Here is a 12,380-nt window from a genome sequence, read left to right on the forward strand (position 1 = left end):
CCGCAGATCACCATCATTACCCTCTTTTTTTTCATTAATAAAGCCTTAAGAATTAATGTGTACTATAGCAGTATCCCCCCCAACGGAGCCCCGCTTAATGAAAGCAATAAAGGATTTTCTTCGGCGTTTTGATGGACAACGTCGTTGTTGGACATTAGGTTTAGAACGAGCGACACTTGCTTGGCTTGCAAAACACGGTAAGTTACCGCCTTCTAAAGAGTCACCTAAGCGAATTATTATTGTTAGGAGCACTAGTCGTCTTGGTAATAATCTATTTTTATTACCATTTTTACATAAAGTGCGTGCTATCTATCCTGACGCAGAGATTGATCTGGTATGTGCCGGTGGGCCGATGCAACCATTTTTTGAAAGCATAAATCTACAAAACATTTATAAGGTCAGGCTGAAAGGTAAGCATTTAATTAACTCTATTCCCATACTGTGGCACCTTCGTAATAAATACTACGATAGGGTTTATGTACCATTCCCCTCAAGCACAGACCACTTCATTGCAGCATGGGTTAAAGCCAGGGAAAAATTTGGTTTTGACGATGCCAAAGGAGATGAAGTTTTTGAAGCCCCACAGCGACCTAATCATCATGGTCACTATGCCCATCAACCGCTACAACTGTTGGGTATAAATGCCAGCCACAGCGATAAAATTACACTGGGGCTATCATTATCTTCAGATAACTTGCATTGTAGAATGCTGAGACAATCTCACCCCCATCGTCCCTTTATTGGCTTTTTCACTGATGCTCGTAAAGGTAAAGGACTCACCACGTCTCAGTGGCAATTGCTGTTACAGGAAGTGCGCCACCACTGTCACAATGCCCTATTGATTCAGATTAATGACCCTGAGTGTGACCAGTCTCTTCTCGGAGAGACTACAAAATCTTTCAATAATTTAAAGGATTTCGCTCACTTCACTGCAGAATTGGATTTGTTTATTAGCTGTGATACTGGGCCTCTCCATATTGCTGCAGCTAGTGGTGTGCCTTGCATCGGATTATTCACCCAGACTGATCCTGAACGTTATGGTTGCCTTGGTCCACAACATCTCAATTTGGTAGTCACTGATCGCAACAATATCCCTCTTAACAAAAGCTGGCTTACTGAAAAATTAACCTGCTAGGTGTTGGCTTTGATTAAAAAGTCTCGTCTGAGGTAATAACAAAGGGGCACCTGAGTGCCCCTGAGATATTTATTTGTTGTTTCTGCATTGACTGAACAGGTCTCGCTCTTGATCGTAGACAGTTGTGTTGACATCCCAGAGCCCCAGTACGGATGAAAACAAGTTATCGTGCGAGTAACGGACGTTGGCTGCATTTTTCTGCAAACAGCTCATGTCCAGTCTTTTCTCTTGGGTGAAACCAGAGGACATCCAGAGCTGCATCGGTACTCGGGTCTGGTCATCGTGGGCAAATTTGTATGGGGTACCGTGCAGGTAGAGCCCCAATGCGCCCAATGATTCACCGTGATCGGATATGTAAAGCAGTACCGTGTTGTACTTGTCCTCATAGGTTTTCAATTTGGCAATCATCTGTGCAATGACATAATCGGTGTAGCGGATGGTGTTGTCATAGGTGTTCACCAACTCTTCAGTGGTACAGTTCTCGATGTCGCTGCGTGGGCAATCGGGCAGGAAGTAGCGATGCTCGTCAGGGTAGCGCTTGTAGTAGGTTGGACCATGGCTGCCAATCAGGTGGAAACCAACCAGCTTGTCGCCTTTCATCTGAGCGATTTCATTATCCAGATTTTGCAGCATCACCTCGTCATGGCAGGTGATTTTATCGCAGAACAGCGGGAATTCCTTGGGTTTTATCTCGATATTGGGTACCCGATCGCACACTCCCTTGCAGCCGCCATCATTTTCCTTCCAGAAGATAGAGATTCCCGTTTTCTGCAGTACATCCAGCAACCCTTCACTGTTGCGGGCCAGGTTGTCGTCAAACTCCTTACGGCCCATGTTGGAGAACATGCAGGGGACTGAAACCGCCGTGGCGGTACCGCAGGAGCGCACGTCGTTAAAGGAGATGACGCCACCGGCCTTGCTGGTAAAGGGGTTGGTCTCTTTCTCATAACCGTTCATGGAGAAGTTTTTGCCGCGGGCGGTTTCACCTAAAACCAGGAACATCAGGGTCGGTTTTTCGTTTTTCACGACGCGGGTTGCATCATCTCCCAGCGTGGTAAAGGGGATGGGTTCTACCAAGTAACGTTTGTAGAGATACTTGGTCGTACTGCTAATAAAGTTGGCTGGTACAATTTCACGCTGGAGGTTTGGATTATTACGCCCCACGGAGACGTAATCCTGATAGTACATGGCAGCTATCCCGGCGACGATGGCTAGGGAAGCCAGCATAGAGATCCCTCGCAGGAAAAGGCCCTTGTACCACTTGCGTTCATACTCAATTTTCACGAAAAACAGGACTATTGCCGGTCCCACCCCCGTCAGCAATACCCACAGCACGATGGGCAGGTTGAGATAGGCGTACGCTTCGCTCTGATTGGTCTCGAAGATGTTCTGGATCATGTTCTGATCGAACAGCACGCGATACTTCATCATGGTGTAGCTGACAATGGAACTGGTCACAAAGAGGAAGGCGAAGAAGGGCTTGACCAGATAACGGATGGAGAACGGGATAAATACAAAGTTGAGTGCAGCGATTAGAAAAAAGGGAAGTGAGAGCGCAAATCCTGGTTTGAAGTACACCAGTTGGTAGATGACTTCATAGAAGTGGAGCAAAAATCGCCAGTTCAGTATAAAGGTGAAGGCAAGCGCCAATAACAGGATGAGCGGCACAATTTTTATTTTAATAATGAAAGGCATAGCTGTTCCCTAAATAGCTAAAATGTCTAGGCGAGAGCTCCATCTCGCTTTGTCGCTGCAGGATAGTAACAAAGCTGTACAGTCGATTAATTACAAAAACTTAATTGACGAGAAAAATGTGATTTGATTCACAAAATGAAGTCTAAAAGGAATGAATAGCAAAAATTAATCAAGTGTTAAGGAAGCAATTCATCTATCGGGCAGAGCCCAAGACGAGGGCGAGTCAGTTTGTCAGCGCTTGAACGCCAGCAAGAGAACACCAGTCGCGACCATCCCAATCCCAAACCATTCACGAAGAGATGGACGTTCCCCTAGAAATGTGAAAGCAAAAAATGCAACTAAGACAAGGCTGAGTTTATCTACTGGTGCGACCTGAGAAGCATCGCCGATTTTGAGTGCCCGGAAGTAGCACACCCATAATGCACCTGTTGCCAGACCTGACAAGCCAAGGAAAAACCAAGTGTTAGGTGATAACGCCAAAGGGCTCACCCACTTGCCCGTGTAAGCAACAAACGCAGACAAAACAACGATGATGATTCCTGTACGGATTAATGTCGCCAGGTCTGAGTCAACCTCTTGAACGCCTAACTTGGCGAAAATGGCTGTCAGGGCAGCAAAGACTGCAGACAACAAAGCCCAATACAACCACTCCGTTGATGTCACCATGTCACTCCCCTCCAATTGCTATGTCCCCATGTTAAAAACATTTTTCTCATAACGCCATCTTGCTTAAGTCTTTCTTAATAAATCATCTACATTCTGTGATGGACGGCAATTCGTCGAACCACAGGATAGGGTGAACCATGCATAACAACACCAGTAGTGCAGTAAGCAAAGTACCCGAACTCACGTTGGCATTTTGGGTCATTAAAATTCTTGCGACGACACTGGGTGAAACTGGTGGCGATGCGGTTTCCATGTCTATGGATCTAGGCTATCTAGTGAGTACGGGCATCTTTGCTGTCATTTTCTTTGTGGCTGTCAGTGCCCAGATATCAGCCAAGACCTATAAACCGGCGCTGTACTGGGCTACCATCATTGCAACCACGACTGTTGGCACGACACTAGCTGACTTCGCCGACCGCTCTTTGGGGATTGGTTATGCAGGCGGTTCGACTATATTGGCTCTCTTGTTGCTCGGTTCATTTGCCGTGTGGTATCGCGCTCAAGGGGAAATATCATCCAGCGTGATTTCCTCACCCAGAACGGAAATGTTCTACTGGATCACCATCATGTTTTCGCAAACCCTTGGTACTGCGCTTGGTGACTGGACTGCAGATAATGCCGGGTTTGGTTATGCCGGTAGCTCTGTGGTGTTCGGGGGCATCTTGCTGGCCATCGTCGCGACTTATTTTTTGACCAACATCTCTCGGACCTTTTTATTCTGGGCAGCCTTCATTATCACTCGTCCTCTCGGTGCGGTAGTGGGGGACTTCCTGGATAAACCCATCAGCAAGGGAGGTCTGGAGTTGAGCCGCTATTCCGCTTCAGTCGCATTGCTAGTCGCGATAGCTGCCCTTGTTTACATATCAACTTTGAAGAGTAAGCGAAATGACCCAGTTGAATTAGATCTGGATTCCGAGGGGTAATTTATCAAAATTAGTTCTGGAGCAAACCACTATATTTGTGGCTTGCTCCTGTTTCAGCACTTTCTATATGCAGGGAGGTATAGAGACACAAGTAGGGTATGCTAATAAGGGATAATCCTCATGTGTTTACTTTAAATCCATAAGGAATTGTTATGAACAATCACTCATCATCGATACCAGCCTTATTGAACAAGGTTCCAGAGGTAACCCTGATCTTCTGGTTAATCAAAATGATGTCGACTACTGTCGGTGAGACTGCTGCTGATTTTTTGATTTTTAACATGCATTTGGGATTGACGGTGACCTCTATGCTGATGGGGATGATCCTAATCGCAACCCTTTTGGTACAGGTTTTATCGACTCATTATGTCCCTTGGAAGTATTGGTCTGCGGTCGTACTGGTGAGCATATTTGGGACGCTGGTGACTGATAATCTTACCGACCAAGTTGGGGTTCCTTTGGCAGTATCGACAGCTGTATTTACTGTCACGCTGCTGGTTACGTTCTGGATCTGGTATGCCCAAGAAAAAACGCTATCTATTCGGTCTATCGATACCCGTAAGCGGGAGCTTTTTTATTGGGCCGCCATTCTGGTGACCTTCGCACTGGGCACTGCGGCCGGGGACTGGGTATCCGAGGGAATAGATATCGGTTATCTGAATGCTATGCTGCTGTTCGGCGCATTGATCGTTGTCACTGCTATTGCTCATTACAGGTTCAAGCTGAATACGGTTCTGACGTTCTGGATTGTCTATGTGCTTACAAGACCTCTCGGGGCCTCTGTGGGTGACTTGCTATCGCAGTCAGAGAAGCATGGCGGTTTGGGATTTGGTGTAACTAATACCAGTTTGGTCTTCTTCGCTTGCATCATAACGTTGGTCATTTATCAATCAAAAACACGTCGAATGGTGTCAGTGAGTGGTGAATAAGGCGCGTGTAGATAAATTTACTTTGTACAAATTAATGCAAAATAAAACGAAAAGTGAGGGAGATGACTCTCCCTCAATACTATCTTTAGATAAATGGTGGGCAATAAATGACCAAGCTAGATTAGCTGATCTGGTTTAGGCGGGCGAAGACTCACGAAACGTTAGATTTTATGCTGGATACATGTTGAACAAATTGGCGTCTGTTGCTGAAAAAGGAGAGGCTATTCGGGGGAACAAACTTCGACAAAATGAAATCGATCTTGGTCTGCACCGTCGTACTGTCGTTTGATGTGGTTGTTTTTTGTGCTATCAAGCAGGCGTTGAACACTAAAGGGTGTTAATTGGTCATTTGTAAACCTGCATTGGTAGGAGCTTTAGCTCTATATATGCGTCATTTCATAATAATCACAATTTATTGTTGTCATAGATGCTATTAATAGTATTATTATTTGTGGATATAATAAAATGGATTTTATATGAAGAAATACCTTCTATGTGCAGCGGTTGTCTGTGGCATGAGTAACCAAGTACAAGCCTCCAGTGCTTTTGAAACCTACGGTGATATCGGGCAATTTGCGATCCCGGCGATCGCTGCAGGTATCTCCTGGTATCAGGACGACTATGATGGATTGAAGGAGTTTGGATATTCACTCCTTTCAACAACGGCTACCGTTCAGGTTTTGAAGCATACAGTTGATGCCACTCGCCCGAATGGCGGCGATATGAGTTTTCCCTCTGGACACACAGCATGGGCGTTTAGTGGTGCCAGCTATCTGCAAATACGTTATGGCTGGAGTTACGGTTTACCTGCCTATGTTGCGGCCGGTGCAGTGGGCTGGTCTCGAGTCGAATCTGATAACCATTACTGGCGTGATGTAATTGCTGGCGCCGCTATTGCAACAGGGTTCAGCTATCTGTTTACGTCCCCGAAGAACGGCACGCAATTAGCATTCTATCCGACGATAATGGATAGGGATGCAAGAGGTATTGCTGTCAGCTTTACGTATTAATTTACTCTGAATGTGAACATCCCTTTTAAATTGCTATGTCCCGATTACGTGTTGCATGGGGTGCCCCAGCGCCTCATGCAAACACGCTTTGATATTCAAGCCAGCGTTGTTTCCTAAATCAGCAATTAGGTTACAACGCCCCCAGCCCCAGTGACAGCTACTTTAGGGACTTTCTCACAGGCAGACCAAGGGGGTTCAGTTTGTTTATGGCGCTTAGATACGCCATCACTTCCCCTACCTGACCGTTGTATTTTCGCAGACTGATTTTCCCCGCCAACAACTGCTTGAACCGCCACATTGCCGTTTCTGCCAGCGAGCGACGGTGGTACCCAGATATCTTCTTCCTGTGCGCCAGCCCATCCTTTCGCATCACCAGCACCGCTTAATTTCTTGGGTGCCTCTTTTTCCATAGCCCTGCGTTCTTGCGAGGCGGAATCATTGACTACGATGCAGTGATACCGCCTGACCTGGATACTATTTTACGCTTGGCTGACCAAAAGATGTACTTATGTAAGTCTGGACGATAATGCTTCGCCCCATCAGACCATCATTTGCTCAATGATGGTGTTTTGTCTAGCTAATCAGATGTAGTTGCATCAGGATGTTTTGGAATCCTTTGCCATCACCCAGCCAGCTTACCGCGAAAGACTCATTGCGTTCTGTTCCCTACCGCATGCCCCGAGCGCCATGAACAAACGTGGATGTGGGGTCATGTCGTGCCAGCGTTGACATCAGTGTTCGTCGCAGGGTGAATACAGATATAGATATAGCCGTGACTACCAAGGCTATCCGCCTCACAGGTGAAACAGCCGTGCTGGACGGTGATGCAGTGCTGACGTTGAGCATCCAGTTCTCCGGTCAGTAATTTTGCTTCCAGCGCCTTGATGATCTCCGGGAAAGCCTGGTCGAGCTTGGCTATCAGCACCTCACTCCAGTCACCTATCAGACTGGCTCGATCGGATAGAAAATCGAGCCGGTAGCGACTCTGTATCAGACGAGCGCCAAAGCGTGGGGAAATATCACGCGGCAGACCCCAGCTAATGCTGGGGGCTTGTGCGGGAACTTGTAACTCTGAATTGTGGGCAGCAGGGTCAGAGTATGTGGAATGGCTCATGGTCATAATTAGCGATACCTCAGTTGAATATCGATGCGGGTGCCGGGCACGTTGTGACGCTGGCGCAATCTGGTCAGATGCGCTGGGAGGTCGGTCAGGCTTGCCAGTCGCCCCCGGTAGAGCCGGGAGAGATTGATGTAGTCGGGATGGCTCACGGTGATGGTCACCTGATGCCTTGGCTGCCAGCGGCCAAACAGGCGTGCTTTGGCTTCCTTGATGGTGGTGATGCCGGGGGCGGGTAGCATTTGCCGGTTTCGCAGATGCAGTTTGTTGAGCGCGGGGGCATAGCGATGCACCTCGAGCCCGGTGATAAGGCGGGTCATGTTCGGTGACTCCAATGATGCACACGGCCAGCCTGGAAGGGCTGGCCCTTTATGTTGTTTGTTGATGAGCGATGAGATGGTCGCGGTGGCTAGCCGTTGTAAAACAGGATGTAGTTCACGCCAGCTTGCTGGGCGGCAGTGAGCAAGGGTTGCAGTGCTGGCGGGATGGCATCGAGTTCCATGGCCAGGTTCAGGGTGTACTCATAGGCGGAGTCATCCTTCACACCGACATGTTCATGGGAGGCCATTTGCTTGACCCATTGCCATTCTGGTACTAGGTCTGCGTCTTCGTAATCGCCGATGATGGAACTCATGGCGACATCCAGCATCTGCATCACCGAATGGCCTGTCAGTGGATTCGTTGTTACAGGTAGGGGGTTGTTCATTGCATCGTTCCTTGTTGTATGAGCTGTGCGTTACATCTGATTGATAACAGGCTTGCAGTTGAGCCGGTCCAGCAGGTGCAGCGAGCCGTATTGAGCCACCAGCCGGTCTATGGCCATCTGGGCACAAGCCGTTCTGCTGGGCTTATTCTCAGGGACTGCGTAACGTGCAGTGAGCCAGCCACCGAGCAACGCGATGCGGTAGCCACTTGGGATGTGAGTCAGCGACGTACTGATTCCCCGCCCGTGAATCAGAAAGGACACCGTGTGCCCACCGATGTCGATATCCATGCGCTGGCCCTTGAGCTCGAAGGTGGTGAGTTCACCGGTTTGTGGATGTTTGCCAGGTACCTTGATGGTGATGTTCTTAGCCATCTCACACCTCCGGCGTGGCTTCAAAATGGTGGGTCACAACGCCAGCCTCCGGGTCGATGCTGATAAAGGCTGGGGCTTGCGGGTGGTACAGGTAGAGCCGTGCCAATTCTGAGCGAAACGCTTCGAGGTTGGGCGCAATCACATGGCTGGTATCCCCTTCGGCGTAGGTGAAGGTCTCTAGCTTCTCCGTGTTAATCCAGATACCGAAATACCAGGCATCCTCCTCGGTGTCGTATTGCTGCCAGCCCTGGGCCAGCAGTGTCCGGTCGTAATAGTAGCGGTCAGCATGATGGCTACCTCGGTCGAGCCGGCAGCCGGTGGCCGTGAGTTCAAACGGGATACACCCAGTCTTGTGAGCCTTCTTGACCCGACGCAGCAACTTGAGCGCTTTGGCTCTGCTACGGCCATTACCGAGCGGATGGGGCTGCCTGGCCCGCAATGCGAGGTGGGTCATTATCTTCGGCGCGGTGTTGTGGTTGAGCTGACTGATGGCAGCAGTAATCTGCTTAGGCGTCAGGGTCTTGTAATCACGCAGGTCGTGCATGGTGTGGTTCCTTCAAATGCAAACAGCCCCTTGGATGTGAGGGGCTGTGGTTGTTTGTGTTAGGGGGTGGTGGCAAGAGTGAGCGCCAGAGCGCTGGGGGCTCTACGTCAATGACAGCGGGAAGGTAATCGTCGCTTCCTCATAGCAAGTCGAGCGGGGAGAGGCTGACGCTCTACAGCCATTGCCTGGGGTGGTCACGTGTGGCTGCTCCAATTGGGCGCGTCATTGCTGCCATGGTTGACGTACGCCCCGACGATTACCCGTTGCCATACCCCCACCGGCTGACCCGCCGCATTACAGGCGCAGCGAAAGCGGGCGAAGTTAATCTCACGCGGTAGGTGTTCACGCATGTCACGGGGACTGACAAAGAGCGTCGTCTTGTGCAGCACTGGGTTAGGCGCAACCAGCGGGCCGCCGATACGCCTCCCTTCCACATCGTGGGCATAGGCAAAGCTCGGTAGCATCAACTGCTGGCTGATGAGCTTGGCAAGCCCTGAATGGGCACACATGGCCTCGGCCACAGCAGCCTGACTGAAGCTATCGTTGAATTCGATCATGGTATTGCTCCTGATGAAGAAGGGAGTGAGTGACGGTTCTGGCCATCACATCTCTCCCCAAGGGGCTTGGTCCCACAGTGACAGCCGGGTCAACACGTCTTGCGCCAGCGCCTGCTGCAACTGCTGAATCACCTTCACCAGCCGGGGGGCCTGTTCAGGGCTGCCGGTCCATTCGCTCGACTGGTACCGGGCGCAGCAGGTGAATTTGTACAGGGCTACCAGTTCGGCATCGGTGAGTGGTGCTTGATGGTAACGATGGGCAGGTTTAAGCGGACTCAGCTTGTTCGAGCGGTGCTGACGTGGCTCTTTGTTGCCCCGCAGACGTCCCCGTTGATAGCGATGCCAGACTGCCCGCTGGTTGGCGAGCATCATCAGCCGTACCAGCCGGTCAACCCGCCACGCCCAGGTGCTGGTTACATTCGTTGGCGGTATCCACCAGAGGGAGCGCAGCAGCTCAAGGGTGTAATGCGGTGGCATGGGGGCATTGCAAAAGCGGTGCAACTGCACGGCAAAGGCCAGGTAGTCCTGGCGATCGATCATGAAGGCTGACATGGGGATGACTCCTTGAAATGAACAAGACCACCTGCCGTGAGGTGGCCTTGTCGGTGGGATTGAGGTGTCGAGATCATAGTGTTGGTTCAGGCGCTCCGGTTTCTCCAATGAGAAAGGTGATGGACTTGTGATGTGATTGGGTGATCGGTCGGCTCGTTATTCGTGATCCCGGCGTGTGACATGGAGATCATGATCGCCAGTGATGCCAGTGATGCCAGTGATGCCAGTGATGCCAGTGATGCCAGTGACTGCCTATGATCCGGGTGCTGCGTTGTGCATTCCTTCAAGCGTACCGGGATAGCTGACATCGAACAGGATGGCGTAGAGCGTGGAATCAATGCCGTTGACGGCATCGTGATGCGGGTAATAGGGCGGTGTGTCTCGGGAGCGCTCGAAGTAGTCGCCAAAGCAGCTGAGACACTCGCGTATCTCGAGGGTAGAGCCCAGCAGCAAGGTCTCTTCAAGCTGCTTGGCATAAACCTCGTCATCACGAGCTTTGGTGACTGCCTTCTCCAACAGTGTCAGCGCCCTTTGGTTGCTGGCGGCTGCCAGGCCATAGCGCAGCTTGCCCAGGGTTTCCTCAAGGGAATATGGATTGGGTAATCGCATGGTGTTTGTCTCTACTTGGCCTGATTAGTGGCGTAGCTGATGCAGCAATGCATCAATGGCCTCGACACAGTCGGCTTGAGTGAGTTGGTAACCGTTGGGCAGGTGAGCCACGATAGCGGGCGCAGCCTGCATCTCGACGTTGTCTGCAAGCCAGCCACGCAGTTCGAGCAGGATATCGAGGGCGGTGAGATGTGCTTTACCTGGGATAAGGTTCATAGCAGGCCTCGCTCGGCCAGCGAGACTACGCCTTCGGCGCCGACTACCAGATGGTCAAGCACCCGGACATCGACCAGTGCCAAGGCCTCCTTGAGGGCCTTAGTAAAGACTCGGTCGGAGTGGCTGGGTTCTGGGTCACCGCTTGGGTGATTATGAACCGCGATAAGCGCACCACTGTTGAGTAGCAATGCCCGCTTGACCACTTCCCGTGGGTAGATACTGGCGCTGTCCAAGGTGCCGCGAAACAGCTCCTCAAACGCCAGCAGCCGGTGTTGTGAATCGAGGAACAGTGCACCAAACACTTCGTGCTCCCGGTCCTGTAGCAAGGTTTGCAGTCGCTCGGCGGCCTCTGTGGTACTGGTGATGGCAGTGCCTTTGGCCAGGCGCTTGCGAGCAATCTGGTTGGCGATACGCAGCAGGTCTTGCTCGGTCACGGGTTCGGTGACGACATAGGTGCCGGGGCATTCCCCGGCTTTGAGTTTGTGGTAACGCATGTGGGATTCTCCAGAAAAAGAAAGACCCCGACAGCGCGAGGCATACCGGGGCTAAATGCAGATAGGTTGTTGATTCACTTGAGGGTCGTGCAGTTGGTTTGTGTGGTGATTCATGCTGTGACGACAGGCATCTCACTATTTACCGTCACCGTGTTTAACGGCTCGGGTACCAGCACGGTGAGCGGGATGGCCAGCGCCAGGCTCAGGCGCTCTGCCAGCTGGTAGGCGGGGCCGATGGTGCCGTAGTCTGCCACCCAGGTAGCCAGGGCCAGTCCACTGGTTTCCACTGCACGCAGGTAGACGCTGTAGCCGTGTACGGGTAGGGAGCTGCCCTGCACCACTTGTGTCTCGCCATCCCGATTAATCGCTTCAAGCTCAACGGCTATCGGCTGTTTGGGCATCTGGACCTCCTATTCCTTGCTGACAATGACGTTAAAAAATCCCAACTGGGCGTAGGTGATGAAATTGCTCTGCCACAGGGTGAATAGCTCACTGGCGTCAGTCATGGGTAATGGTCCCCAGCCTTGCAGGGCATGCTTGCCACTGTGGAAGTTAAAATCGAGTTCCCTGCAGAGCGCTGCATACTGGCCAAGGCCCTGGTAACTGAAATCGGTGATGTAATCGAACCGCCAGCGCGTGGACTTGCGTATCAGACGCATCTCGACCGGATGAACCCCACCGGTTGCTTGGTTGTAGGTGGGATTACGAAAGTGGAAGGTGAGCGCAGTGCAACAGGCCAAGTCATGGCCGGCATGTGCGATTTCTTGGCTGAGGATATCAAGCAAGGTATGGGAGACCGGCAAGGCGATGCCTTCCCGGTCAATAGGAATGGTCATATCAAGGCTCCTGGATAAA

The 12,380-nt window shown here is 51.0% G+C and carries 18 protein-coding genes and 1 pseudogene; 4 read left to right on the forward strand and 15 right to left on the reverse strand.

Annotation, left to right across the window (positions count from 1 at the left end):
* Nucleotides 1–97: 97 nt before the first annotated feature.
* Nucleotides 98–1,135, forward strand: a complete 1,038-nt coding sequence (locus tag BN1128_RS24485) for a glycosyltransferase family 9 protein (protein WP_082030365.1) — start codon at nt 98–100, stop codon at nt 1,133–1,135.
* A gap of 69 nt (nt 1,136–1,204) precedes the next feature.
* Here BN1128_RS24485 and BN1128_RS06250 read toward each other — a convergent pair whose 3' ends face one another.
* Nucleotides 1,205–2,830 (reverse strand): MCR-3-related phosphoethanolamine--lipid A transferase, encoded by a 1,626-nt coding sequence (locus BN1128_RS06250; protein ID WP_042867079.1) that lies wholly within the window; start codon nt 2,828–2,830, stop codon nt 1,205–1,207.
* 231 nt (nt 2,831–3,061) lie between these two features.
* Nucleotides 3,062–3,496, reverse strand: coding sequence for an EamA family transporter (locus tag BN1128_RS06255; protein WP_042867080.1), 435 nt, complete (start codon nt 3,494–3,496; stop codon nt 3,062–3,064).
* Nucleotides 3,497–3,633: 137 nt separating this feature from the next.
* Here BN1128_RS06255 and BN1128_RS06260 point away from each other — a divergent pair, with 137 nt between their 5' ends.
* From BN1128_RS06260 to BN1128_RS06270, 3 genes are all read left to right on the forward strand, one after another.
* Entirely contained in the window at nt 3,634–4,419 is a 786-nt protein-coding gene (locus tag BN1128_RS06260; RefSeq protein WP_042867081.1) for a COG4705 family protein, read from the forward strand.
* Between the two features lie 152 nt (nt 4,420–4,571).
* The gene (locus BN1128_RS06265) at nt 4,572–5,348 is read left to right on the forward strand and encodes a COG4705 family protein (RefSeq protein WP_042867082.1); all 777 of its coding nucleotides are present in this window, start codon (nt 4,572–4,574) and stop codon (nt 5,346–5,348) included.
* Between the two features lie 476 nt (nt 5,349–5,824).
* Nucleotides 5,825–6,358, forward strand: a complete 534-nt coding sequence (locus BN1128_RS06270) for a phosphatase PAP2 family protein (protein WP_042867083.1) — start codon at nt 5,825–5,827, stop codon at nt 6,356–6,358.
* 157 nt (nt 6,359–6,515) lie between these two features.
* On the opposite strand, the pseudogene BN1128_RS06275 reads toward BN1128_RS06270, so the two are convergent.
* The 13 genes and pseudogenes from BN1128_RS06275 to BN1128_RS06335 form a co-directional block, all read right to left on the reverse strand.
* Nucleotides 6,516–6,794, reverse strand: a pseudogene (locus tag BN1128_RS06275) (transposase); the annotation flags it as partial.
* A gap of 273 nt (nt 6,795–7,067) precedes the next feature.
* On the reverse strand, nt 7,068–7,478 hold the full coding sequence (locus tag BN1128_RS06280; RefSeq protein WP_082030366.1) for a type IV toxin-antitoxin system YeeU family antitoxin: 411 nt from the start codon (nt 7,476–7,478) through the stop codon (nt 7,068–7,070).
* 2 nt (nt 7,479–7,480) lie between these two features.
* Nucleotides 7,481–7,795 (reverse strand): hypothetical protein, encoded by a 315-nt coding sequence (locus BN1128_RS06285; RefSeq protein WP_042867085.1) that lies wholly within the window; start codon nt 7,793–7,795, stop codon nt 7,481–7,483.
* Nucleotides 7,796–7,884: 89 nt separating this feature from the next.
* Entirely contained in the window at nt 7,885–8,181 is a 297-nt protein-coding gene (locus tag BN1128_RS06290; RefSeq protein WP_042867086.1) for a hypothetical protein, read from the reverse strand.
* 30 nt (nt 8,182–8,211) lie between these two features.
* On the reverse strand, nt 8,212–8,553 hold the full coding sequence (locus tag BN1128_RS06295) for a hypothetical protein (protein ID WP_042867088.1): 342 nt from the start codon (nt 8,551–8,553) through the stop codon (nt 8,212–8,214).
* A gap of 1 nt (nt 8,554) precedes the next feature.
* Nucleotides 8,555–9,097, reverse strand: a complete 543-nt coding sequence (locus BN1128_RS06300) for a hypothetical protein (protein WP_042867089.1) — start codon at nt 9,095–9,097, stop codon at nt 8,555–8,557.
* 194 nt (nt 9,098–9,291) lie between these two features.
* Nucleotides 9,292–9,654: a hypothetical protein gene (locus tag BN1128_RS06305; RefSeq protein WP_042867090.1), complete on the reverse strand. Its 363-nt coding sequence runs from the start codon at nt 9,652–9,654 to the stop codon at nt 9,292–9,294.
* 45 nt (nt 9,655–9,699) lie between these two features.
* On the reverse strand, nt 9,700–10,206 hold the full coding sequence (locus BN1128_RS06310) for a hypothetical protein (RefSeq protein WP_042867091.1): 507 nt from the start codon (nt 10,204–10,206) through the stop codon (nt 9,700–9,702).
* Nucleotides 10,207–10,458: 252 nt separating this feature from the next.
* Nucleotides 10,459–10,815 carry a hypothetical protein gene (locus BN1128_RS06315; protein ID WP_209428546.1) on the reverse strand — a complete coding sequence of 119 codons (357 nt, stop codon included), beginning with the start codon at nt 10,813–10,815 and terminating at the stop codon, nt 10,459–10,461.
* 24 nt (nt 10,816–10,839) lie between these two features.
* Nucleotides 10,840–11,031, reverse strand: a complete 192-nt coding sequence (locus BN1128_RS06320) for a hypothetical protein (RefSeq protein ID WP_042867092.1) — start codon at nt 11,029–11,031, stop codon at nt 10,840–10,842.
* Entirely contained in the window at nt 11,028–11,525 is a 498-nt protein-coding gene (gene radC, locus BN1128_RS06325; RefSeq protein WP_042867094.1) for a RadC family protein, read from the reverse strand. The genes BN1128_RS06320 and radC overlap by 4 nt, the downstream gene beginning before the upstream one ends.
* 110 nt (nt 11,526–11,635) lie before the next feature.
* The gene (locus BN1128_RS06330) at nt 11,636–11,926 is read right to left on the reverse strand and encodes a hypothetical protein (RefSeq protein WP_042867096.1); all 291 of its coding nucleotides are present in this window, start codon (nt 11,924–11,926) and stop codon (nt 11,636–11,638) included.
* Between the two features lie 9 nt (nt 11,927–11,935).
* A complete protein-coding gene (locus BN1128_RS06335; RefSeq protein WP_042867098.1) occupies nt 11,936–12,361 on the reverse strand; it encodes a DUF2787 family protein in 426 nt (141 codons plus the stop codon).
* Between the last annotated feature and the right edge of the window lie 19 nt (nt 12,362–12,380).

The sequence above is a fragment of the Aeromonas piscicola genome (assembly GCF_000820005.1).
In the GTDB taxonomy this organism is placed as follows: Bacteria; Pseudomonadota; Gammaproteobacteria; order Enterobacterales; family Aeromonadaceae; genus Aeromonas; species Aeromonas piscicola.

Excerpts from the sequence above, each read along its gene's own strand:
- BN1128_RS24485 (WP_082030365.1), top strand. The coding sequence starts at position 98 with ATGAAAGCAATAAAGGATTTTCTTCGGCGTTTTGATGGACAACGTCGT.
- BN1128_RS06250 (WP_042867079.1), bottom strand. The coding sequence starts at position 2,830 with ATGCCTTTCATTATTAAAATAAAAATTGTGCCGCTCATCCTGTTATTG.
- BN1128_RS06255 (WP_042867080.1), bottom strand. The coding sequence starts at position 3,496 with ATGGTGACATCAACGGAGTGGTTGTATTGGGCTTTGTTGTCTGCAGTC.
- BN1128_RS06260 (WP_042867081.1), top strand. The coding sequence starts at position 3,634 with ATGCATAACAACACCAGTAGTGCAGTAAGCAAAGTACCCGAACTCACG.
- BN1128_RS06265 (WP_042867082.1), top strand. The coding sequence starts at position 4,572 with ATGAACAATCACTCATCATCGATACCAGCCTTATTGAACAAGGTTCCA.
- BN1128_RS06270 (WP_042867083.1), top strand. The coding sequence starts at position 5,825 with ATGAAGAAATACCTTCTATGTGCAGCGGTTGTCTGTGGCATGAGTAAC.
- BN1128_RS06280 (WP_082030366.1), bottom strand. The coding sequence starts at position 7,478 with ATGACCATGAGCCATTCCACATACTCTGACCCTGCTGCCCACAATTCA.
- BN1128_RS06285 (WP_042867085.1), bottom strand. The coding sequence starts at position 7,795 with ATGACCCGCCTTATCACCGGGCTCGAGGTGCATCGCTATGCCCCCGCG.
- BN1128_RS06290 (WP_042867086.1), bottom strand. The coding sequence starts at position 8,181 with ATGAACAACCCCCTACCTGTAACAACGAATCCACTGACAGGCCATTCG.
- BN1128_RS06295 (WP_042867088.1), bottom strand. The coding sequence starts at position 8,553 with ATGGCTAAGAACATCACCATCAAGGTACCTGGCAAACATCCACAAACC.
- BN1128_RS06300 (WP_042867089.1), bottom strand. The coding sequence starts at position 9,097 with ATGCACGACCTGCGTGATTACAAGACCCTGACGCCTAAGCAGATTACT.
- BN1128_RS06305 (WP_042867090.1), bottom strand. The coding sequence starts at position 9,654 with ATGATCGAATTCAACGATAGCTTCAGTCAGGCTGCTGTGGCCGAGGCC.
- BN1128_RS06310 (WP_042867091.1), bottom strand. The coding sequence starts at position 10,206 with ATGTCAGCCTTCATGATCGATCGCCAGGACTACCTGGCCTTTGCCGTG.
- BN1128_RS06315 (WP_209428546.1), bottom strand. The coding sequence starts at position 10,815 with ATGCGATTACCCAATCCATATTCCCTTGAGGAAACCCTGGGCAAGCTG.
- BN1128_RS06320 (WP_042867092.1), bottom strand. The coding sequence starts at position 11,031 with ATGAACCTTATCCCAGGTAAAGCACATCTCACCGCCCTCGATATCCTG.
- radC (WP_042867094.1), bottom strand. The coding sequence starts at position 11,525 with ATGCGTTACCACAAACTCAAAGCCGGGGAATGCCCCGGCACCTATGTC.
- BN1128_RS06330 (WP_042867096.1), bottom strand. The coding sequence starts at position 11,926 with ATGCCCAAACAGCCGATAGCCGTTGAGCTTGAAGCGATTAATCGGGAT.
- BN1128_RS06335 (WP_042867098.1), bottom strand. The coding sequence starts at position 12,361 with ATGACCATTCCTATTGACCGGGAAGGCATCGCCTTGCCGGTCTCCCAT.